Source organism: Methylobacterium litchii (genome assembly GCF_038442315.1).
Classification (GTDB): domain Bacteria; phylum Pseudomonadota; class Alphaproteobacteria; order Rhizobiales; family Beijerinckiaceae; genus Methylobacterium; species Methylobacterium litchii.
The window spans coordinates 134,189-154,583 of sequence record NZ_JBBXMY010000006.1; the positions used below are offsets into that span (position 1 = coordinate 134,189).

The window sequence follows — 20,395 nt, forward strand, 5'->3', positions numbered from 1 at the left end:
GCTGGGCCGACATCAACGCCACCGTGCCATGCGATATACGCATTCCTGCGCGGAGAACAGACCTATGCATCCGGCGCGGGCCTTATAGGCCCGACGACCGGTGCATAATCCCAGAAAAAGCGGGGACGGCGCGTCGATTATTCCGCCGCCGCGCGGGCCGGGCTCTCGCCGATCTCGAGATTGGCGAGGTACTTCTCGGCCTCCAGCGCCGCCATGCAGCCCATGCCGGCGGCGGTGATCGCCTGACGATACACATCATCGGTGACGTCGCCCGCCGCGAACACGCCGGGGATCTCCGTCTCGGCGGTGCCAGGCTTCACGGTGAGATAGCCGCCATCCCGCAGGGGCAATTGCCCGTCGAAGATCGCCGTGGCGGGCTGGTGGCCGATGGCCACGAACACGCCATCGGTCTTCACCTCGCTGATGTCGCCGTTGCGCGTATCTTTCAGGCGCAGATGGGTGACGTTCGGCGCGGGCTTCTCGACGCCGCAGATTTCATCGATCTGCTTGTGCCACAACACCTCAACATTCGGGTGCTTGAACAGGCGCTCCTGCAGGATGCGCTCGGCGCGGAACTGGTCGCGACGGTGCACGACCGTGACCTTCTTGGCGATGTTGGCGAGGTACAGCGCCTCCTCGACGGCGGTATTGCCGCCGCCGACCACCACGACCTCACGACCCCGAAAGAAGAAGCCGTCACAGGTGGCGCAGGCGGAGACGCCGCCGCCCTGGAACTTCGCCTCGGAGGGCAGGCCGAGCCACTTGGCCTGCGCTCCAGTCGCGATGATGAGCGCGTCGCAGGAATAGGTCTCGCCGGAATCGGCTTCCAGCCGGAACGGCCGGGTCTGCAGATCGACCTTGGTGATGTACTCCGAGAGAATTTCCGTGCCGACATGCTCGGCCTGAGCCCGCATCTGCTCCATCAGCCACGGGCCCTGGATCGCCTCCGCGAAGCCGGGATAATTCTCGACATCGGTGGTGATCATGAGCTGCCCACCGGGCTGGAAGCCGGAGATCAGCAGCGGCTTCACCATGGCGCGAGCGGCGTAGATCGCGGCGGTGTATCCGGCCGGGCCGGAGCCGACGATGATGAGCTTTGCGTGCGTGTGGGCCATCGGTCTCGAACTCTTCGTCTTGCCGCAGGGGCGTCAATCTCGGCCACGGCGACGCGCAATATAGGCATCCGCGAGCGCCTGCGCGATCACCGGCGTCGCGTCGATGGGGGTATACCGCAGATCCGTGAGCCGTCCGTCAAACGGCGCGAGCGCCCCGGCACGCACCAATGCCGCATACATCGCTTGGTGGCGGGGCGGTGTCCCCTCGATCTTGAAAAGCAGGACCGGAACACCTGTCGCCACGGCCTCGCTCACCATGTTCACCGAATCGGAGGTGACGACGATCGCCTCAGCCAGCGCCAGCATGGCGACGTAGGGGTTCTCGCCGGTCCCGTCCCAGAAGAACCCGCCGGTCTCGGCCGCAAGGCGGCGAGTCGGTGCGCGTAGACGCTCGGGGGTGCGGCGCGAGGCCGTGACCATCAGCGAACACCCCGTCGCCGCAAGAGAACGCAGATCGACGAGCAGCCTCGCGATCATGTCCTCCGAGAACCGCAGGTGACGGCTGTCCCCACCGAGCAGCACCGCGACGCGCCGTCCCACAAGGTGCGCTAGGCGTGGATCGGGCGTTGCCCGCGCCGCATCCAGCCTCGACGCGGAGACGCGGTGCGGGGAGGTAATCGTGCGGAGCACGTTGGAGCCGCGCAGCGAATCGTGCTCCGGCACCCAGATGAAATCAGCGGTGCTGGCGCCCGTGCGCGGGTCCTTGAGGAAAGCCGTGAAGCCGACGCCGAGCCGTCGGCAGGCGCGCAGGTACGGCGCCGCCCGGCGCCCTGAGGCGATGACGAGATCGGGGAGGGGACCGCGCAGGGCACCGCCGGGCCGGCGGGGCCCCTGTCGCGGATCAATGGGCCCCCAGGGTGCGAACCACCCGAATGGCCCCGAGGCGGGGATCCGGCGCAACTCCGCTTTAAGCCCCAGACATTCGGCGAGGCCGAGGCACTGATTCTCGTCGCCGGCCTTGCCGTCTGTGATGATCCAGGCGCGCAGACCGGCGAGGCCGGGCATTGCTAGTCCCGCGGCAGGTTGCGGGCGAGCCACTGAGCGTAGATGTCGGCGATCACGGAGACGCGCCGACGCTCGTTGTCCGGGTCGTACCACGCGCCGCCATAACTCGACGGCGTCGCGGTCATTTGGTGGTGCCGGCCCAACACCTCACCCCGGCGCCCGACGAGGAGGGCGTCGCCCTCCAGATAGTCGCTCTGCGTGCCGCCGAGGCCGAACCGCCCGCCGTTATTGCCCACATAGTCGCGCAGCGACAGGCCAGTGAGCACGACGACAAGGCTGGGGCCGCGCCCGCCGATTCGATCCGCGAGGTTCTTCCGCAATGCCGCCGTTAGGTCGACCGCCAGCGCCTCGGCCGGCAAGCCTCCGCCCTTGGCGAGCAGCGGCCGCGCATCGACGCGCACGTCGGAGAAGACCGGCGTCGGCGGGAAATCACCCGCCGAGGCTGGCCCGCACAGGCCGACGAGGGCCACGAGACCGGCGGCAAACCGAAAACCACGCGCCATCGGCTCAGCCGCCAAACCGGATCTCAACCACTTCGTAGGACTTGCCACCGCCCGGCGTCGTCACCTCGACGGTGTCGCCCACGGCCTTGCCGATCAGCGCACGGGCGATGGGCGAACCGATCGAGACACGGCCCGAGCGCACGTCGGCCTCCGGCTCGCCGACGATCTGGTAAGTCTTCTCTTCCTCCGTGTCCTCGTCCACGAGTTTCACGGTGGCACCGAAGATGATCTTGGAGCCGGACAGCTTGGCGACGTCGATCACCTCGGCACGGGCGATCATGCTCTCAAGTTCCATCACCCGGCCCTCGTTGTGGGACTGGGCTTCCTTGGCGGCGTGATATTCGGCGTTCTCGGACAGGTCGCCCAGGGCGCGCGCTTCCGCAATTGCCTGGATGATCCGCTGCCGCTCGACCTGTTGCCGATGCTTCAACTCTTCTTCCAGGGCCGCATAGCCGCGGGTCGTGATCGGAACCTTGTCTATGCTCATTGTCTCGCGCCGTAATGAAGAAGCCCGGCCGGGAGCGGGTCACTCCCTCCGGGCCCTGATAGTGTTACCGGGGCCTGCAACTTCAGGCCGCGAAATATTCCTGCAACGCGCGTACCTTGAGATCGCCTTCGAGATAGGCCTTGATCCCCTCGGCCGCCGCCATCGCGCCGGCTAGAGTGGTGTAGTACGGCACCTTATGCAAGAGGGCGGCGCGGCGGAGCGAGCGCGAGTCCGACAGCGCGCCGGCTCCCTCCGTCGTGTTGAACACGAGCTGGATGTCGCCGTTCTTGATGGCGTCGACCACGTGGGGCCGCCCTTCCAGAACCTTGTTGATCCGCTCGGACTTGAGGCCCTGCTCCACGAGGTAGCGCTGCGTCCCGCCCGTGGCGAGGATGGTGAAGCCGAGATCGGCCAGGAGCTTCATGGCGGGCAGGATGCGCGCCTTGTCGTCGTCCCGCACCGACACGAACACCGCGCCCGACCGCGGCACCTGATTGCCCGCGCCGAGCTGGCTCTTGGCGAAGGCGACGCCGAAGCCGGCATCGAGGCCGATGACCTCGCCGGTCGAGCGCATTTCCGGTCCGAGCAGCACATCGACGCCGGGGAATCGAGCGAAGGGGAACACCGCCTCCTTCACCGCGATATGCGGCAGGGTCTTCTTCACGAGGCCGAAGGTCGACAGCTTCTCCCCCGCCATGACCCGCGCGGCGATCTTGGCGATCGGCTCGCCGATCACCTTCGCCACGAAGGGCACCGTCCGCGAGGCGCGGGGGTTCACTTCGAGCACGTAGATCATGCCGTCCTTGATGGCATACTGCACGTTCATCAGGCCGCCGACCTTAAGGGCCAGCGCCATCGAGGTGGTCTGCCGTTCCAGCTCGGCGATGGTCTCGGGTGAGAGCGAGCGCGGCGGCAGCGAGCAGGCCGAATCGCCGGAGTGGATACCCGCCTCCTCGATGTGCTCCATGATGCCGGCGATGAACACGGTCTCGCCGTCGCAGACCGCGTCCACGTCCACCTCGACCGCGTCCGACAGGTAGCGGTCGAACAGCAGCGGGTTCTTGCCGAGCACCGTGTTGATCTGCCCCGTCTTGTCGTTGGGGTACCGCGCCTTGACGTCGGACGGGATCAGACTCGGCAGGGTGTCGAGGAGATAATCGGCAAACTGCGCCTCGTCGCGGATGATCGCCATGGCCCGGCCGCCGAGCACGTAAGATGGGCGCACGACGAAGGGCAGGCCGAGATCGGCCGCCACCAGCCGGCTCTGCTCGACGGAATAGGCGATGCCGTTCTTCGGCTGCTTCATCGCCAGCTTGTCGAGCAGGCGCTTGAACTGGTCCCGGTCCTCGGCGAGGTCGATGGCGTCCGGCGAAGTGCCGAGGATCGGAATGCCGGCGGCTTCGAGGGCGCGGGCGAGCTTCAGGGGCGTCTGCCCCCCGAACTGCACGATGACGCCGTGCAGCGTGCCGTTCTGCTTCTCGGTCTCGAGGATTTCGAGGACGTCCTCGGCGGTCAGGGGCTCGAAATAAAGGCGGTCCGAGGTGTCGTAGTCGGTCGAGACCGTCTCCGGGTTGCAGTTGACCATGATGGTCTCGTAGCCCGCGTCGCTCAGCGCGAAGCAGGCGTGACAGCAGCAATAGTCGAACTCGATGCCTTGACCGATCCGGTTCGGGCCGCCGCCGAGGATCACGACCTTCTTGGCGTCGGTCGGCGCGGCCTCGTCCACCACAGTGCCCGCGAAGGGCGCCACGTAGGTCGAGTACATGTAGGCGGTGGGCGACTTGAACTCCGCCGCGCAGGTGTCGATCCGCTTGAATACCGGGCGCACGGCGAGCGCCCGGCGCTTCTCGCGCACCTCGCTCTCTTCCATCTTGGCAAGGACGGCGAGGCGGGCATCGGAGAAGCCCGCTGCCTTAAGCTGCCGGAAGGCGCCCGGCGTGGTCGGCAGGCCGTGGGCCTTCACCCGCTGCTCGAGGTCCACGATGGCCTGAAGCTGCTCCAGGAACCACGGGTCGATCTTGCAGGAGGCGTGGACCTCCTCATGGCTCACGCCGAGGCGCAGGGCCTGGGCGACCTGCAACAGGCGGTCGGGCGTCGGGGTGCCGAGCGCCGCCTTGATCGCGTTGCGGTCATCGCCCTTACCGAGGCCCTCGATCTCGATTTCGTCGAGGCCGGTCAGCCCGGTCTCCAGCGAGCGCAGGGCCTTCTGGAGGGATTCCGCGAAGCAGCGGCCGATGGCCATCGCCTCGCCCACCGACTTCATGGCGGTGGTCAGCGTCGGCTCGGCGCCGGGGAACTTCTCGAAGGCGAAGCGCGGGATCTTCGTGACGACGTAGTCGATGGTCGGCTCGAAGGAGGCTGGGGTCGCGCCACCCGTGATGTCGTTGGCGATCTCGTCCAGGGTGTAGCCCACGGCGAGCTTGGCCGCGACCTTCGCGATAGGGAAGCCAGTCGCCTTCGAGGCGAGCGCCGATGAGCGCGACACACGCGGGTTCATCTCGATCACGATCATCCGCCCGTTCTCGGGGTTGATCGCGAACTGCACGTTCGAGCCGCCGGTCTCGACGCCGATCTCGCGGAGCACCGCCAGCGATGCGTCGCGCATCACCTGATACTCCTTGTCGGTGAGCGTCAGGGCCGGGGCGACGGTGATCGAATCGCCCGTATGGACGCCCATCGGGTCGATGTTCTCGATGGAGCAGACGATGATGCAGTTGTCGTTCCTGTCGCGAACGACCTCCATCTCGTACTCTTTCCAGCCGAGCACGCTCTCCTCGATCAGCACCTCGTTGGTGGGCGAGGCGTCGATGCCGCGCTCAACGATGTCGAGGAATTCCTCGCGGTTGTAGGCGATGCCGCCGCCGGTGCCGCCCATGGTGAAGGACGGGCGGATGATCGCGGGCAGGCCGACTTCGGCCAGCGCGATCAGCGCCTGGCCGAGGGCATGTTCGCCGTAGCGCTTGCGCCGCTCGGACTCGCCCGCGTGCCACTTCTTCTCGAAGGCGGCGAGGGCGTCGGCGCGGGCCTGCTCGTCGGTGTGGGTGGCCTCGATCCGGGCGATCTCGGCCTGATACTTCGCCCGGTCGGCCTTCTTGACCGCCGACGCGTTGGCTAGCGCCGACTTCGGCGTGTCGAGGCCGATCTTGGTCATCGCGTCGCGGAACAGCGAACGGTCCTCGGCCTTGTCGATGGCCTCGGCGGTGGCGCCAATCATCTGCACGCCGTACTTGGCGAGCACGCCCATCTTCTGGAGCGACAGGGCGCAGTTCAGCGCCGTCTGGCCGCCCATGGTCGGCAGGATCGCGTCGGGGCGCTCCTTCTCGATGATCTTGGCGACGATCTCCGGCGTAATCGGCTCGACATAGGTCGCGTCGGCCATGTCCGGGTCGGTCATGATCGTGGCGGGGTTCGAATTCACGAGCACGATGCGGTAGCCCTCCTCGCGGAGGGCCTTGCACGCCTGAGTGCCGGAATAGTCGAACTCGCAGGCCTGCCCGATGATGATCGGCCCCGCCCCGACGATCAGGATCGAGGAGATATCGGTGCGTTTGGGCATCGGACGCCTTGATACAGGCACACGCGCCCCGTCGTCGGGCATGGCCCCACGACCGGACGCACGGCGGGATTGTCGTTGAGCCCTGCGTTTACACGCGGCTTCGCACCCGAGACAAGGGCGCGCGGCCGCTCAACGCAAGGAGGATGCCGACCTATCCACTCAGACGGCGGCGAAAAGCGCCGCGATAGCGCGGTCGATGGCGAGGTAGAACACGCCGAAGGCCACGACGGCGGCGGCGGCGAACTCCACGGCCACGTTCGGCAGGGTCTGTGCCCGGCGCAAGCTCTCGCGCCCGGCGACGATGGAGACCCAGGCGAGCGCCAGCACGGCCGGCATGGCGAAGAGGTAGGAGAAGGTGCTCTCGATCCGGTCGAGCCCGGCGACGGGGTCGATCAGCGCGCGGATGTTGCGCACCCACGGCGCGTAGGCCGCCGCGTAGAGGGCCGTGAGCCAAGCCAGGGCCGTCGCCACGCCCAGGTGGAAGCTGAAGGCACGGTGCAGACGCGAGAAGTCGTCGCTTGCCTGTCTGGCAATCATTGGGATCATCCCCCGCCGCGGCCGGCGCGATCGCGATGGCGTCGCCGTCTCAAGCCGTTGGCGGGGGATAAGCCTTCCGAATTCGGGGTTTTTGTGACCCCGATGGGGCAGTCTCGGGATCAGGCTTGCGCGGCCGATTCCGGCTTGCCCGAGCGCATCAGCGCCACGAACCGCTCGAACAGATAGTGGCTGTCACGCGGGCCGGGCGAGGCCTCAGGGTGGTGCTGCACCGAGAAGGCCGGGCGGTCGGTGAGCGACAGGCCACAATTCGAGCCGTCGAACAGCGAGACATGCGTCTCCACCGCCGAGGCCGGCAGGCTGGCCGGGTCCACCGCAAAGCCGTGGTTCATGGACACGATCTCGACCTTGCCGGTCGTCTTGTCCTTCACCGGATGGTTCGCGCCGTGGTGGCCCTGGCCCATCTTCACCGTGCGGCCGCCGAGCGCCAGACCCATGAGCTGATGCCCGAGGCAGATGCCGAACGTCGGCACCTTCTCCTCAAGCAGCTTGCGGATCACCGGAACGGCGTACTCGCCGGTCGCGGCCGGGTCGCCGGGGCCGTTCGAGAGGAACACGCCGTCCGGCTTCATGGCCAGGATCTCCTCGGCCTTGGTGGTGGCCGGCACGACGGTGACGTCGCAGCCCGCTTCCGCCAACAGCCGCAGGATGTTGCGCTTCACGCCGTAATCGATGGCCACGACCTTGAAGCCCGTGCCCGGCGCCCGCTTGCCGTAACCGTTGCCGAGCGCCCAGACAGTCTCCGACCATTCGGACGTCTCACGGCTCGTCACCGGCGGCACGAGGTCCAGTCCCTCCATCGGGGCGAGGGCGGCGGCGCGGGCCTTGAGGGCCTCGCGGTCGAACTGCCCGTCGGGATCGTTCGCGATGACGGCGTTCGGCATGCCGTTGTCGCGGATGAGCGCGGTGAGCGCCCGGGTGTCGACTCCGGTGATGCCGACGATGCCACGTGCTCGCAGCCAGCCGTCGAGATGCGAGGAGGAGCGCCAGCTCGAAGGCTTAGTCACGGCCGAGGCGATGACGGCGCCGCGCACGCCGGAGGCCGGCGCCGCATCGAGGCTTTCGAGATCCTCGTCGTTGGTGCCGACATTGCCGATGTGCGGGAAGGTGAAGGTCACGATCTGCCCGGCATAGGACGGGTCGGTCAGGATCTCCTGATAGCCCGTCATGGCGGTGTTGAAGCAGACCTCGCCATCGGCCACGCCGGTCTGGCCGATGCCGAATCCTTCGAGGATCGTGCCGTCCGCCAGCACCAGAAGGGCAGTGGCGACGGGCTCGGACCAGGGCGCGGGCTCGGCCGTGGGGTGCGCGGACGCGCCGTCGTCTTGCAGCATCGGGACCTTCTCGCTTATCTCGTCGGCATCCGGCGCCTTGCGGCGCGCGCGGAACCCTCCGGCGCGTCTTAAAGACTGCGGCGTGTGATGTGGTCAATGTGGCTGCAACTCGCGTGACGTTCAACGCCCGTCGTCGCGGGGCAGCCGCCCGCTTTTCACACCCTCTGAAGGACTTCGAGATGCAGTTGCGCGAGCGTTTCACCGCCGAGATGAAAGAGGCCATGAAGGCCGGCGACAAGGGCCGCCTCGCCACCGTGCGGATGATGCAGGCCGCCCTGAAGGACAAGGACATCGAGGCGCGCGGCCTCGGCAAGGATCCGGCCTCGGACGACGACATCCTCTCGCTGCTGCAGAAGATGATCAAGCAGCGCACCGAATCGGCCACCGTCTACGAGCAGGCCGGACGCCCCGAACTCGCCGAGAACGAGCGCGCCGAGATCGCGGTGATCGAAAGCTTCCTGCCGAAGCAGATGGACGAGACCGAGGTGAAGGCCGCCGTCGAGGCCGCCATCCTCGAGACCGGCGCGGCCGGGCCGAAGGACATGGGCCGGGTGATCGGCGCCCTGAAGGGCACCTTCGCTGGCCGCATGGACTTCGCCAAGGCGAGCGGCCTCGTGAAGGAAGCCCTCGCCGCGAAGGCGTGAGGGCCGGAACAACGCAACATCGCGGTTCTGCCCGCAATCCCCCGGGCGGGGCGGCGGGCGGATCGGGACTCGGTGGGGTGGAACGCGCTATACTCGCCGGTCCCGTCCTCTGCCCCGCGATACCCTTGCGCTATCCGCCGCACATTCTGGAAGAAATTCGCGCCCGGCTTCCGGCCTCGGCCGTGGTCGGCCGCCGGGTCCAGCTGAAGAAGGCGGGACGCGAATGGCGCGGGCTGTCGCCGTTCAATGCCGAGAAGACGCCGAGCTTCTACGTGAACGACCAGAAGCAGTTCTACCACTGCTTCTCGTCCGGCAAGCACGGCGACGTCTTCACCTTCCTGATGGAGACGGAGGGCCTGACCTTCCCCGAAGCCGTGGAGCGGCTGGCGGGCGAGGCGGGCGTTCCGTTGCCGGCGCCGTCTGTCGAATCGCGTGAGAGCGAGAAGCGACGCGCCACCGCCATCGACGTCATGGAGATGGCCGCCGCGTGGTTCGAGGAGCGCCTGCGCTCGTCCAAGGGCGCGGACGCCCGCGCCTATCTGGATCGGCGCGGCCTCGGCGACGACGTGAGGGCCCGGTTCCGCCTCGGCTACGCGCCGAACGAGCGCTACGCCCTGCGGGATCATCTCGCCGGCAAAGGCATCGAGCGCGACACGATGGTCGAACTCGGCCTGCTCGCGGGCGGCGAGGATGTGGCCGTTCCTTACGATTATTTCCGCGACCGGGTGATGTTCCCCATCACCGACATGCGCGGCCGGGTCGTGGCCTTCGGAGGGCGAGCTCTCGCCAAGGAAGTGCGCGCCAAATACCTGAATTCCCCGGAGACGCCGCTCTTCTACAAGGGGCGGATGCTCTACAACTTGCACACCGCGCGGAAGGCCGCGCACGAGCGCAGCTCGATCATCGCTGTTGAGGGCTATGTCGACGTCATCGCGATGACGCTCGCGGGCCACGGGGAAACGGTGGCGCCGCTCGGCACCGCCCTCACCGAGGACCAGTTGGCTCTGCTCTGGCGTCATGCCGACGAGCCGGTGCTGTGCTTCGATGGCGACGGGGCGGGCGTGCGGGCCGCTCACCGGGCCATCGATGTCGCGCTGCCTCTGCTGGAGCCGGGCAAGAGCCTGCGCATCGCCCTGCTACCGGCCGGGCAGGATCCGGACGACCTCCTGCGCTCGGGCGGCCCCGCTGCCATCGACCGTGTGCTCGAAGCGGCTATCCCCCTGTCGGAACTGCTCTGGCGCCGGGCGGTCGAGGCGCAGCCCGTCGACACGCCGGAGCGCCGGGCCGGGTTCGCCCGCGCCCTGCGCGCCACCATCACGACGATCCGCGATGAGACGGTGCGGCGCTATTACCGCGACGACATCGAGGAGAGGCTGCGCGGTCTGTCGCCCCAGCCCGTGCGCAATGCGCCGCAGAACCGCGAGCGCGGTCGGCGGCAGCCCGAGCCGGTTTCACCGCGCCTGCGGGCCGCGCCCAGCGCCTCCGTCACCGCTTCGGCGGGGTTCAGCGGCGCCGCGCCCGTGCGGGAATCGATGATCGCCGCCACCTTCCTCGTGCACCCGGCGATGGTCTCGACCTTCGGCGACGAATTGGCGGAACTGGACTTCGCTGATTCGGACTGCCGGGCGGTCGTCTCGGTCCTGCTGGCCTGCGCGACCGAGCACGCGCTACCTGACGCGACTCTGTTGCAGGAACGCCTCACTCGCACGGGACTGGCCGAGGCCGCAGAGCGCGTGCTGGGTCTGGCCCGTTCGCGGGAGCGGGCACAACTCGATCCGCAGGGGGATCCGGCACAGTGCGCGGACGCCTTGCGCCAAGCGATGATCTTGCACCGGCAGGCTGGAGCGCTACATAGCGAACTTCACGAGGCCCGGCAGGCGTTTGAGGCCGATCCGACAGACGCCGGCTGGACTTGGGTCTGCGACGTGAAAGAGAGGCTGGCAATCGTGCTGTCTGCGGAGTCGGAGGCTGATCTTCCGGCGACGGATGCGCGAAGCGCGCCGTGACTTCCCTGGGGCGCTGGCGCTATAGGCGGCTATCGGCTGTGGCCGCTCCACGCTGGCAGCCTTAGTTAACACAAGGTCAAGCGTCAGGCTTGCATACGAAGATGGGTCGCGCGGTCATCCGCCGCGATTCGCACCAGTTTTTGCATCGCGGCGTCGAAGGCGTGGACAGGCTCCCGATGCCTCCGCAATCCGCCGCAACGGGACAACAATAGGCTCATCATGGCGACGAAGGCAACGGAACGGGACGAGGCGGACGCTGCACCCGAGCAGCAGACCGACGGGCCGCTCCTCGACCTGTCTGATGCCGCAGTGAAGCGGATGATCAAGCTCGCGAAGAAGCGCGGCTACGTGACCTATGAAGAGGTCAACGAGGTGCTTCCGGAGGGCCAGTCCGACCCGGACCAGCTCGAGGACGTGCTATCCCAGCTGTCCGAGATGGGCATCAACGTCGTCGAGGCCGAGGAGACCGAAGAGGCCGCCGCGGGCGAGAAGGCGGCGACCGGCGAGGCCGACGAGGAGGAGGCCGAGGGCGGCGAAGTCGCGGAGGTCACCTCGACCCGCGCCGTCGCTGTGGCCACTACGACCAAGGAGCCGACCGACCGCACCGACGATCCGGTGCGCATGTACCTGCGCGAGATGGGCTCGGTGGAGCTTCTCTCCCGCGAGGGCGAAATCGCCATCGCCAAGCGCATCGAAGCCGGGCGCGAGGCGATGATCGCTGGCCTGTGCGAGAGCCCGCTGACCTTCCAGGCCATCATCATCTGGCGCGATGAGTTGGTGGAGGGGAAGGTCCTTCTGCGCGACATCATCGACCTCGAAGCGACCTATGCCGGGCCGGACGGGCGCAACGCGCCGCAGATGGCCGAGGGCGAGGCCGACGAGGATGCCGACGCGCCGACGCCGCCCGACGGGGGCGACGAGGAGGACGATCTCGAGAACAACGTCTCGCTCGCCGCGATGGAAGCGGAGATCAAGCCGCGCGTCCTCGAGACCTTCGACGCCATTGCCCAGAACTACCACAAGCTGCGCAAGGCGCAGACGGAGACCGCGTCCGTCGCCGTCGCTGACAAGACGTCGGCACAGACCAAGAAGCAGGGCGATCTGAAGGATATCGTCGTCGCCGACGTGAAGTCCCTGTCGCTCAACAACAACCGCATCGAGGCGCTGGTCGGCCAGCTCTACGCGATCAACAAGCAGCTCATCGGCCACGAGGGCCGGCTGATGCGCTACGCGGAGAGCCACGGCGTCGCCCGCGACGAGTTCCTGCGCCATTACCAGGGCTACGAGCTCGACGCGGCCTGGATGGACCGTGTCGGCACGCTCGGCGGCAAGGGCTGGAAGAACCTCGTTGAGAAGGGCCAGAAGCAGGTCAAGGAACTGCGCGCGCAGATCCTCGACCTCGCCTCCGAGACCGGCCTGGAGATCGGCGAGTTCCGCCGCATCGTGAACATGGTCCAGAAGGGCGAGCGCGAAGCCCGGCAGGCCAAGAAGGAGATGATCGAGGCGAACCTGCGTCTCGTGATCTCCATCGCGAAGAAGTACACGAACCGTGGCCTGCAGTTCCTGGATCTGATCCAGGAGGGCAACATCGGCCTGATGAAGGCCGTGGACAAGTTCGAGTATCGCCGGGGCTACAAGTTCTCGACCTACGCGACGTGGTGGATCCGGCAGGCGATCACCCGCTCGATCGCGGATCAGGCGCGGACCATCCGCATCCCGGTCCACATGATCGAGACCATCAACAAGATCGTCCGCACCTCGCGCCAGATGCTCCATGAGATCGGCCGCGAGCCGACCCCGGAGGAGCTGGCCGAGAAGCTGGCGATGCCGCTCGAAAAGGTCCGCAAGGTCCTGAAGATCGCCAAGGAGCCGATCTCCCTCGAAACGCCCATCGGCGACGAGGAAGACAGCCACCTCGGTGACTTCATCGAGGACAAGAACGTCGTCCTTCCGATTGACGCGGCGATCCAGTCGAACCTGCGCGAGACCACGACGCGCGTGCTCGCGTCGCTGACCCCGCGCGAGGAACGCGTGCTGCGCATGCGCTTCGGCATCGGCATGAACACCGACCACACCCTCGAAGAGGTCGGGCAGCAATTCTCCGTGACCCGCGAGCGCATTCGCCAGATCGAGGCGAAGGCGCTGCGCAAGCTCAAGCATCCGAGCCGCAGCCGGAAGCTCAGGAGCTTCCTCGACAACTGAGTCGGCGGCGCGTGCCGCCGGCTCACGGCAAAGCCTTGCTTTGCCGTTACGGAATCCCACCTTGGCGCCATGCTCGAACGACGTCCGCCACTGCCCGGAACACCGACGGCCGATGCGGACGGCTCCGAGACCAGCGACGTGCCGTTCGGCGCGCTGGAACCCTCGGTCGGCATCCGCGACTGGCTGCTTGGTGAAGGCGCCCGCATCGACAAGGCCGAGCGGATGCTCGAAGGCTTGGCCGAGCGGCTGATCGACATCGGCGTTCCGGTCGATCGCGCCTCCACCGCCATCGACACGCTCCATTCGGAATATGCCGGCGTCGGGCGCGTCTGGACGCGCAACGGCGGCGTCACGGTGCGGCTCTTTCCGCACGGCAGCCGCTCGCAGGAGGCGTATCTCCGCAGCCCCTTCGCGGAGGTCCACCGGACCGGCCGATGGCTGATCCTCGACCTCTCCGAGACGCCGGACGACGCCTACGCCATCGTGCCGGACCTCAAGGCGGAAGGGTTCACGCACTATGTCGTCGCGCCGCTGTTCTTCACGAACGGCACGCAGAACGGCATCACCTTCGCCACCAAGTGCCCGACGGGGTTCGAGCGCGAGCACATCGCGATCCTGCGTTTCATCATGCCCGCGCTCGCGGCGGTGATGGAGATGCGGGTGCTGAACAAGCAGCTCGACCACGTGCTGCGGGTCTATGTCGGCGACGAGCCGCACCGGGCGATCCTGTCGGGCGACATCCGGCGCGGGCAGGTGACGCGCATCCGCTCCGCGATCCTGTTCGCCGACATGCGCGACTACACGCGCATCTCCGCCGACATGACGCCGGAGGAGGCGGTGGCCCTCCTCAACGTGTTCTTCGATTGCCTTGTCCCGCCCATCGAAGGCGAAGGCGGCGAGGTACTGAAATATCTCGGCGACGGGCTGCTCGCGATCTTCCGCGAGAGCGGCGACGACCTCGGCGGCGCGGCCAAGGGCGCCCTGACGGCGGCGCAGCATATCCTGGCCGCCATCGACGAAGCGAACGCCCTGCATCAGTTCCCGGTGCCAATCCAGGCGGGCATCGCCCTCCACCACGGCGAGGCGGCCTACGGCAATGTAGGCTCGGGCTCGCGCCTCGACTTCACGGTGATCGGCCGCGACGTGAACCTCGCGAGCCGGCTCGCCAAGCTCAACCGGGGCCTCGGCGAGGAGCTTCTGATGTCGAAGCCCTTCGTGGATTTCCTGTGGGGCGATCCGGTGCCTGTCGGCGTCCACACACTCCATGGCTTCGAGGAACCGATGGCGGTGTTCAAGCCGAAGTTCCTGCGGCCACGCAAACGGGATTGACCCCGGCGGCGCGAGGGCCCACATCTGCCTCTGTTCCAGGGAGATCCCCGGCAAGGGGCTGAGAAACCGATGGCACGCCCTTGATGGGGCCTGCGGCGCGGAAATCCTTCGAACCTGATCCGGTTCACACCGGCGTAGGGATTGGACCGCGGCCGTCGTCCTGACAGGCCATCGCTTTTCACGAAGCACCCGGCCCCATCCCTCCGCCCGATAAGCGGAGTGTCGCCATGGGGCTTCCGAGGCCCGTTTCACCCATTGGACAGCGCCGGGATCCGGGGTTCGACGCCCGGACCTCGAGACTGCCCGCGCGTGCGGATGTCGCCGTCATCGGCGGCGGGCTGATCGGCCTTGCCAGCGCGTGGCGCCTCGCGTCCCGGGGGCTCTCCGTCACGGTGATCGAGCGGGGAAGCATCGGTTCCGGCGCGAGCCTTGCCGCCACAGGAATGCTGGCGCCGGCCGCCGAGCACGAGCCCGGCTCCGACCCGCTGCTGCCGCTTGCCATGGACTCGCTCGCCCGCTGGCCCGGCTTCCGCGGCGAGCTCGAAGCCGCCTCCGGCCTCTCCATCGATTACCGGCCTGACGGCACGCTGGTCCTCGCCGTCGGCCGCGACGAGGTGGAGCGCCTGCGCTTCCGCTACGATCTGCAGCGCCGCTCCGGCCTCGACGCGACATGGCTGAACGGCACCGAGATCCGCCGCCTGGAACCCGTCCTGCGCCCCTCGGTGACGGCGGGCGTGCAATGCCCCCTCGACCATCAGGTCGATCCCCGTCTCGTCATGGCGGCGCTGGTGCGCGCCTGTGAGGCGGCGGGCGTGACGATCATCGAGCGCATGGCCGTCACCGGCCTCGACTGGTCGGGCGGGCGTGTGACCGGCGTGCTGACGGAGGCCGGGCGCCTCTCCGCCGAGACGATCGTTCTTGCAGCCGGCGCGTGGAGCGGGGAGGGCGGTTTGCTGCCGGACAGTCTCGCGCTGCCGGTGCGCCCCCTGAAGGGGCAGGCCCTCGCCCTGCGGACCACACGCCAGACCGGCACCCTGTCCCGCATGGTCTGGACCGAGCAGGTCCACATGGCCCCGAAGAGCGACGGCCACCTCGTCATCGGCGCGACGGTGGAGGATTGTGGATTTCGCGCGGGCGTGACGGCGGGCGGGCTCTACGCCCTGCTCGAAGGCGCGCGACGGGTGCTGCCGGGCATTGAGGAGATGGAGGTCGAGGCCGTGTGGAGCGGCTACCGCCCGACCTCCGACGACGACGCGCCGATCATCGATACCATCGCACCGGGGTTGGTCGTCGCCACCGGCCACCATCGCAACGGCTATCTGCTGGCGCCCGTCACCGCCGATGCCGTGGCCGACCTCGTGGCCTCGGGCGAATTACCGGCCGTGGCCCAAGCTTTCACCCTGTCGCGCTTCGCGCGACCGGAGCCGAGGAGGGCCGCGCGATGAAGCTCTTCGTCAACGGCGAGCCCCGCGAGAGCGAGGCCGCCACCGTCGAGGCCCTGTTCACCGCCGAGGCGGACGAGGCTGGGATCGAGGGGCCGCAGGGCATCGCCATCGCCCTCAACGGCCGCGTCCTGCGCCGGAAGGACTGGGCCGACACCACCATCACGCCGGGCGACCGCATCGAGATCGTCCGCGCCATGCAGGGAGGCTAGAGCATGGACAGCATCGTCACGCCGCTGCGCCCCGAGGAGGACGACGCCCTGGTGATCGCCGGGGTGCGGCTCTCGTCGCGCCTGTTCCTCGGGACTGCCGGCTACCCGACCCAGGCGATCATGCGCGACGCGGTCGAGGCGTCCGACGCGGAAATCGTCACCGCGTCGATCCGCCGGGTCTCCCTCCGGGGGCACGGGTCGGACACGGTGAGCCTGCTGAAGGGGCGCCGCTTCCTGCCGAACACCGCCGGCTGCGAGACCGCCCGCGACGCCATCATGACCGCCGAACTCGCCCGCGAAGCCCTCGACACCACCTGGATCAAGGTCGAGGTGATCGGCGACCGCGAGACCCTGTACCCGGACGTCGCCGAACTGATCGAGGCCTGTCGCCACCTCGTGGACGAGGGCTTCACCGTCCTGCCCTATTGCAACGACGATCCCATCGTCTGCCGACGGCTGGAAGACATCGGCTGCGCCGCCGTGATGCCCATGGGCTCGCTGATTGGCTCCGGCATGGGCGTCGCCAACCCGGCCAACATCGAGTTGATCTGCCGCCGGGCGGGCGTACCGGTCATCGTCGATGCCGGGATCGGAACGGCGTCCGATGCTGTGATCGCCATGGAACTCGGCGCCGCCGCCTGCCTCGTGAACACCGCCGTCGCCAAGGCCGACGATCCCGTGCGGATGGCCCGCGCCATGGCCCGCGCCGTCGAGGCGGGTCGCGATGCCTATCTCGCTGGGCGCATTCCCCGCCGGGGCCGGGCCGATCCGTCGAGCCCGCAACTCGGCCTCGTCGGCTCATGAGTCTGCCGTCGCCGCTGCTTGCGGTGACGGACCGCCACGGCCACGCCCGCCCCCTCGCCGAGACGGTGCGGGCGGTGCTGGCCGGGGGAGGGCGTTGGATCTGGTTCCGCGACCGCGACCTGTCGGCGGACGAACGGCGCGACCTCGGGGAGGCGGTGACGGGGGCGGTGCGCGCGGCCGGCGGCTTCCTCAGCGTCGGCGGCGATCTCGACCTTGCTCATGCGCTCCGCGCGGACGGGGTACATCTGCCGATGTCCGCCCTGCCCGGATTGCGAGAGCGGGCAGGCCCTAAGCTACTCGTTGGCCTCTCCGCGCATTCGGTTCGCGACGTCGCGGCGGCGGCCGAGGCGGGCGCCGATTACGTGACGCTCAGCCCGATCTTTCCCACCGCCAGCAAGCCCGGCTACGGACCGTCCCTCGGGCCTGAGGCGATCGCCGCCGCACGACGCATCGGCCTGCCCGTCGTCGCCCTCGGGGGACTCACGGAGGACACGCTCGGCCCCTGCCGCGTAGCGGGGGCGGCGGGGTTCGCCGTCATGGGCGGGCTGATGCGGGCGCCCGATCCGACTGACGCGGCACGCCGCCTCTTGGCCGCGTGGTCCTCTCAGCCCTGCGGCGATGGCCCGTAGGGCGGGCGCGGGATGGCCCGGTGGGCGGCCCGCAGGGCGGCGGACCAGCGCTCGCGCAGATCGTGGAAATAGCCCTCGCCCGCCTCGATCCGGTGGTTCACCTCCAGGGTCAGCACCCCGCGCCGGGCCACGGCGATGTCGATGGGCAGGCCGACACCAAGATTCGAGCGCATGGTCGAATCCATTGAGACGAGGCCCACCTTGAGGGCGTCGTACAGATCGGTCTCGAACTTCACCGCCCGGTCGAGGATCGGCTTGCCGTATTTGTGCTCGCCGATCTGCAGGAACGGGGCGTCGGTGCTGCACTCGATGAAATTGCCGGCCGAGTAGATCAGGAAGAGCCGCATCGGCTCGTTGCCGATCTGTCCGCCGAACAACAGCGAGATCGAGAAGCGGATGCTCGCCGCCTCGAATCCCTTCTGCTCAATGGTCCGCACCGTGCGGATCGCCCGGCCGACCAGCTGCGCCGCCTGGAACATGGTCGGCGCGTCGATCAGGCGTTGGGCAGGCTCGCCCTCGTCGCCCGGCACCCCCTCCTGCAGCATGCTCAGCACCGATTGGGTGATCGAGAGGTTGCCGGCCGAGGCCAGCATCATCACGCGCTCGCCCGGCACGTTGAAATGGTGCAGCTTGCGGTAGGTCGAGATGTCGTCGAGCCCCGCATTGGTGCGGGTATCGGCGACCATCACGAGACCCTCCTCGACGAGGACACCGACGCAGTAGGTCATGGGTTCAGGGTTCCGGCGTGGGATGCGTCAGCATTGGACGGCCGACCTGCCTTGCTCGACGCGAAGCTTCACGTCCAGCGTCTCGGTGCCGCCACCCATGCGGCTGCCGCGGATCGGGGCCGCGCCGAGATAGTCCAGCCCCATGGCGAGGCGGATGTACTGCTCGGACGGGCTGATCTTGTGGACCGCGTCGAAGGCGACCCAACCGAGGTTCGGCACCAGCGCCTCGGCCCAGCCATGCGGCGCTTCGACCTCGGCCTCGCCGTCGTCGCGCGCGCGGTAGCCCGCCACGTAGCGCGCCGGGATGTTCAGGTGCCGCGCGCCCGCGATGAAGACGTGGGCGATGTCCTGCGAATTGCCGCTGCCCGCCGCCAGGGCCTTGGCCGCCGGGACGGCGGCGTTCGCCGGGCCCGATTCGAACGTCACCGCGTCGTGCACCGTCTCCATGAGCCGGTGAAGCACGGCGAGCGGGTCCTCGGCGCCGCGCGCGGCCTCCTCGGCGAGGTCGTGCAACTCGGGGCTCGTGGCACAGAACTCCGTGTCGCGCAGGTAGAATAGGTCGGGCAGCCGCTCGACCGAACCGCGCACGACGCCGTGCGTGTCGTCGGTATCCGCCTCGCCGGTCACGCGGATCATCAGGGCGTCGGCCGCCTCGTCCGGGGTGAACCAGTGGACGATGTTGCCGAACCCGTCCTCGCGGGCGGTCAGGCGACCGTCCACGGAGGTGTCGATGCGCCAGCGGCGGATGTATTGCCCGTCATGGTCGCGCGGCGTCAGGCGCAGGATCTGGATCAGACCCCGTGCCGGCTGCTCGTAGGTGTAGCTGGTCTCATGGACCACGCGGATGCGCATGCGCCTTTCCCGCCTGTGATGGTCGTCAACTGCCCGGCCCCCGGCCGGACTCAGCCGACGAGATACTGCTTGGCGATCGCTTCGCCCACCCCGTTGTTCTCGACGATGAACGCTTCCACGAACTCGTGGAGGCCGGCGTTGAAGATGCGGTCGATGTTGTCGCTCTCCAGCTTGGCGAGCAGGTTGCCCGCCAGCCGCTGGCTCGGCCCGCGCCGTCCGTAGGCGTCGGCGATGAGGTCGAGGTACTCCACGATCACGCCGTAGCAATTGGCGAAGGAGCGCGGCATCTGCTTGTTGAGCATCAGCAGGTCCGCCACCAGCAGGGGCTTCACGCTCTCGCGGTAGACCCAGTGATAGGCCGTCAGGGCCGACACTTCGCGCAGGATCGTCGTCCACTGGAAGTAGTCGAGGCTGCCGCCGATCTTCTCGTCGTGCGGCAGGAGGATCTGGTATTTCACGTCCAGGATGCGGGCGGTGTTGTCGGCCCGCTCGATCGCCGTGCCGAGCCGCGTGAACCAGAAGGCGTCGTTGCGCAGCATCGTGCGGAACGCTGAGCCATCATAGGTGAGCGAGACGGTCTTCACCCAATCGAGGAAGCGGCCGAACTCGTCGCGGTTCAGGTCGCGCCCGGCATAGGAGCGCAGTTCGAGCCACGCACCGTTGATCGCGTCCCACATCTCGGTGGTCAGCGCCGTGCGCACGGAACGGGCATTCTCCCGCGCCGCCTCGATGCAGGAGCGGATCGAGGACGGGTTGTGGGGGCTGAAGGCGAGGAAGTCGCACACCGTGTCGGCATTCACGACGCTGTAATGCGGCTTGAACAGCTCCGGGTCGCCAGCCGAGGCCAAAGCCGATTCCCACTCGTTGCTCTCCCCGTAACTGGAGGGGAGGGCGGCGAGGCGGTGGGCGGCGTCGAGGATGCGCGCGACGAAGTCGGCGCGTTCGACGTAGCGCGAGAGCCAGTAGAGGTTGTCGGCAGTCCTGGAGAGCAT

General features: G+C 68.2%; 18 protein-coding genes and 1 riboswitch. Of the genes, 8 read left to right on the forward strand and 10 right to left on the reverse strand.

Annotation, left to right across the window (positions count from 1 at the left end; all coding sequences use genetic code 11):
- Nucleotides 1-137: 137 nt before the first annotated feature.
- The 7 genes from trxB to carA form a co-directional block, all read right to left on the reverse strand.
- The gene (gene trxB, locus AAHF99_RS13360) at nucleotides 138-1,115 is read right to left on the reverse strand and encodes a thioredoxin-disulfide reductase (RefSeq protein WP_342164845.1); all 978 of its coding nucleotides are present in this window, start codon (nucleotides 1,113-1,115) and stop codon (nucleotides 138-140) included.
- Nucleotides 1,116-1,148: 33 nt separating this feature from the next.
- The gene (locus AAHF99_RS13365; protein WP_342164846.1) at nucleotides 1,149-2,120 is read right to left on the reverse strand and encodes a mitochondrial fission ELM1 family protein; all 972 of its coding nucleotides are present in this window, start codon (nucleotides 2,118-2,120) and stop codon (nucleotides 1,149-1,151) included.
- A gap of 2 nt (nucleotides 2,121-2,122) precedes the next feature.
- A complete protein-coding gene (locus AAHF99_RS13370; RefSeq protein WP_342164847.1) occupies nucleotides 2,123-2,623 on the reverse strand; it encodes a hypothetical protein in 501 nt (166 codons plus the stop codon).
- 4 nt (nucleotides 2,624-2,627) lie between these two features.
- Nucleotides 2,628-3,104 carry a transcription elongation factor GreA gene (gene greA, locus AAHF99_RS13375; RefSeq protein WP_243954114.1) on the reverse strand — a complete coding sequence of 159 codons (477 nt, stop codon included), beginning with the start codon at nucleotides 3,102-3,104 and terminating at the stop codon, nucleotides 2,628-2,630.
- An 88-nt stretch (nucleotides 3,105-3,192) separates the two neighbouring features.
- Nucleotides 3,193-6,666 carry a carbamoyl-phosphate synthase large subunit gene (gene carB, locus AAHF99_RS13380; protein ID WP_342164848.1) on the reverse strand — a complete coding sequence of 1,158 codons (3,474 nt, stop codon included), beginning with the start codon at nucleotides 6,664-6,666 and terminating at the stop codon, nucleotides 3,193-3,195.
- Nucleotides 6,667-6,825: 159 nt separating this feature from the next.
- On the reverse strand, nucleotides 6,826-7,203 hold the full coding sequence (locus AAHF99_RS13385; RefSeq protein ID WP_342164850.1) for a hypothetical protein: 378 nt from the start codon (nucleotides 7,201-7,203) through the stop codon (nucleotides 6,826-6,828).
- 119 nt (nucleotides 7,204-7,322) lie between these two features.
- Nucleotides 7,323-8,555, reverse strand: coding sequence for a glutamine-hydrolyzing carbamoyl-phosphate synthase small subunit (gene carA / locus AAHF99_RS13390; protein WP_342164852.1), 1,233 nt, complete (start codon nucleotides 8,553-8,555; stop codon nucleotides 7,323-7,325).
- Nucleotides 8,556-8,734: 179 nt separating this feature from the next.
- On the opposite strand from carA, the gene AAHF99_RS13395 reads away from it, so the two are divergent.
- From AAHF99_RS13395 to AAHF99_RS13430, 8 genes are all read left to right on the forward strand, one after another.
- On the forward strand, nucleotides 8,735-9,199 hold the full coding sequence (locus AAHF99_RS13395; protein ID WP_342164853.1) for a GatB/YqeY domain-containing protein: 465 nt from the start codon (nucleotides 8,735-8,737) through the stop codon (nucleotides 9,197-9,199).
- Nucleotides 9,200-9,324: 125 nt separating this feature from the next.
- A complete protein-coding gene (gene dnaG / locus AAHF99_RS13400; protein ID WP_342164854.1) occupies nucleotides 9,325-11,205 on the forward strand; it encodes a DNA primase in 1,881 nt (626 codons plus the stop codon).
- Nucleotides 11,206-11,424: 219 nt separating this feature from the next.
- Nucleotides 11,425-13,407: an RNA polymerase sigma factor RpoD gene (rpoD, locus tag AAHF99_RS13405; RefSeq protein ID WP_243954032.1), complete on the forward strand. Its 1,983-nt coding sequence runs from the start codon at nucleotides 11,425-11,427 to the stop codon at nucleotides 13,405-13,407.
- A 69-nt stretch (nucleotides 13,408-13,476) separates the two neighbouring features.
- Nucleotides 13,477-14,736: an adenylate/guanylate cyclase domain-containing protein gene (locus AAHF99_RS13410; protein ID WP_342164856.1), complete on the forward strand. Its 1,260-nt coding sequence runs from the start codon at nucleotides 13,477-13,479 to the stop codon at nucleotides 14,734-14,736.
- Between the two features lie 28 nt (nucleotides 14,737-14,764).
- Nucleotides 14,765-14,895: riboswitch (TPP riboswitch) on the forward strand.
- A gap of 68 nt (nucleotides 14,896-14,963) precedes the next feature.
- Entirely contained in the window at nucleotides 14,964-16,181 is a 1,218-nt protein-coding gene (gene thiO / locus AAHF99_RS13415) for a glycine oxidase ThiO (protein WP_342164857.1), read from the forward strand.
- A complete protein-coding gene (thiS, locus tag AAHF99_RS13420; RefSeq protein ID WP_342164858.1) occupies nucleotides 16,178-16,390 on the forward strand; it encodes a sulfur carrier protein ThiS in 213 nt (70 codons plus the stop codon). Before thiO ends, thiS begins: the two co-directional genes overlap by 4 nt.
- A 3-nt stretch (nucleotides 16,391-16,393) precedes the next feature.
- Nucleotides 16,394-17,194: a thiazole synthase gene (gene thiG, locus AAHF99_RS13425; protein WP_342164859.1), complete on the forward strand. Its 801-nt coding sequence runs from the start codon at nucleotides 16,394-16,396 to the stop codon at nucleotides 17,192-17,194.
- Nucleotides 17,191-17,823, forward strand: coding sequence for a thiamine phosphate synthase (locus AAHF99_RS13430; protein ID WP_342164860.1), 633 nt, complete (start codon nucleotides 17,191-17,193; stop codon nucleotides 17,821-17,823). The genes thiG and AAHF99_RS13430 overlap by 4 nt, the downstream gene beginning before the upstream one ends.
- Here the strand turns inward: AAHF99_RS13430 and AAHF99_RS13435 are convergent.
- Genes AAHF99_RS13435 through AAHF99_RS13445 form a run of 3 tightly spaced genes read right to left on the reverse strand, consistent with a single transcriptional unit; the run spans nucleotide 17,799 to nucleotide 20,395 of the window.
- Nucleotides 17,799-18,551, reverse strand: coding sequence for a peptidase (locus tag AAHF99_RS13435; RefSeq protein WP_342164861.1), 753 nt, complete (start codon nucleotides 18,549-18,551; stop codon nucleotides 17,799-17,801). The two genes, AAHF99_RS13430 and AAHF99_RS13435, sit on opposite strands and share 25 nt — an antisense overlap.
- A gap of 27 nt (nucleotides 18,552-18,578) precedes the next feature.
- Nucleotides 18,579-19,403, reverse strand: coding sequence for a transglutaminase family protein (locus AAHF99_RS13440; RefSeq protein ID WP_342164862.1), 825 nt, complete (start codon nucleotides 19,401-19,403; stop codon nucleotides 18,579-18,581).
- A 50-nt stretch (nucleotides 19,404-19,453) separates the two neighbouring features.
- The gene (locus AAHF99_RS13445; protein ID WP_243954040.1) at nucleotides 19,454-20,395 is read right to left on the reverse strand and encodes an alpha-E domain-containing protein; all 942 of its coding nucleotides are present in this window, start codon (nucleotides 20,393-20,395) and stop codon (nucleotides 19,454-19,456) included.

Bases quoted from the DNA above. Each gene is read 5' to 3' on its own strand.
- trxB (WP_342164845.1), bottom strand. From the start codon at position 1,115: ATGGCCCACACGCACGCAAAGCTCATCATCGTCGGCTCCGGCCCGGCC.
- AAHF99_RS13365 (WP_342164846.1), bottom strand. From the start codon at position 2,120: ATGCCCGGCCTCGCCGGTCTGCGCGCCTGGATCATCACAGACGGCAAG.
- AAHF99_RS13370 (WP_342164847.1), bottom strand. From the start codon at position 2,623: ATGGCGCGTGGTTTTCGGTTTGCCGCCGGTCTCGTGGCCCTCGTCGGC.
- carB (WP_342164848.1), bottom strand. From the start codon at position 6,666: ATGCCCAAACGCACCGATATCTCCTCGATCCTGATCGTCGGGGCGGGG.
- AAHF99_RS13385 (WP_342164850.1), bottom strand. From the start codon at position 7,203: ATGATTGCCAGACAGGCAAGCGACGACTTCTCGCGTCTGCACCGTGCC.
- carA (WP_342164852.1), bottom strand. From the start codon at position 8,555: ATGCTGCAAGACGACGGCGCGTCCGCGCACCCCACGGCCGAGCCCGCG.
- AAHF99_RS13395 (WP_342164853.1), top strand. From the start codon at position 8,735: ATGCAGTTGCGCGAGCGTTTCACCGCCGAGATGAAAGAGGCCATGAAG.
- rpoD (WP_243954032.1), top strand. From the start codon at position 11,425: ATGGCGACGAAGGCAACGGAACGGGACGAGGCGGACGCTGCACCCGAG.
- AAHF99_RS13410 (WP_342164856.1), top strand. From the start codon at position 13,477: ATGCTCGAACGACGTCCGCCACTGCCCGGAACACCGACGGCCGATGCG.
- thiO (WP_342164857.1), top strand. From the start codon at position 14,964: ATGGGGCTTCCGAGGCCCGTTTCACCCATTGGACAGCGCCGGGATCCG.
- thiS (WP_342164858.1), top strand. From the start codon at position 16,178: ATGAAGCTCTTCGTCAACGGCGAGCCCCGCGAGAGCGAGGCCGCCACC.
- thiG (WP_342164859.1), top strand. From the start codon at position 16,394: ATGGACAGCATCGTCACGCCGCTGCGCCCCGAGGAGGACGACGCCCTG.
- AAHF99_RS13430 (WP_342164860.1), top strand. From the start codon at position 17,191: ATGAGTCTGCCGTCGCCGCTGCTTGCGGTGACGGACCGCCACGGCCAC.
- AAHF99_RS13435 (WP_342164861.1), bottom strand. From the start codon at position 18,551: ATGACCTACTGCGTCGGTGTCCTCGTCGAGGAGGGTCTCGTGATGGTC.
- AAHF99_RS13440 (WP_342164862.1), bottom strand. From the start codon at position 19,403: ATGCGCATCCGCGTGGTCCATGAGACCAGCTACACCTACGAGCAGCCG.
- AAHF99_RS13445 (WP_243954040.1), bottom strand. From the start codon at position 20,395: ATGCTCTCCAGGACTGCCGACAACCTCTACTGGCTCTCGCGCTACGTC.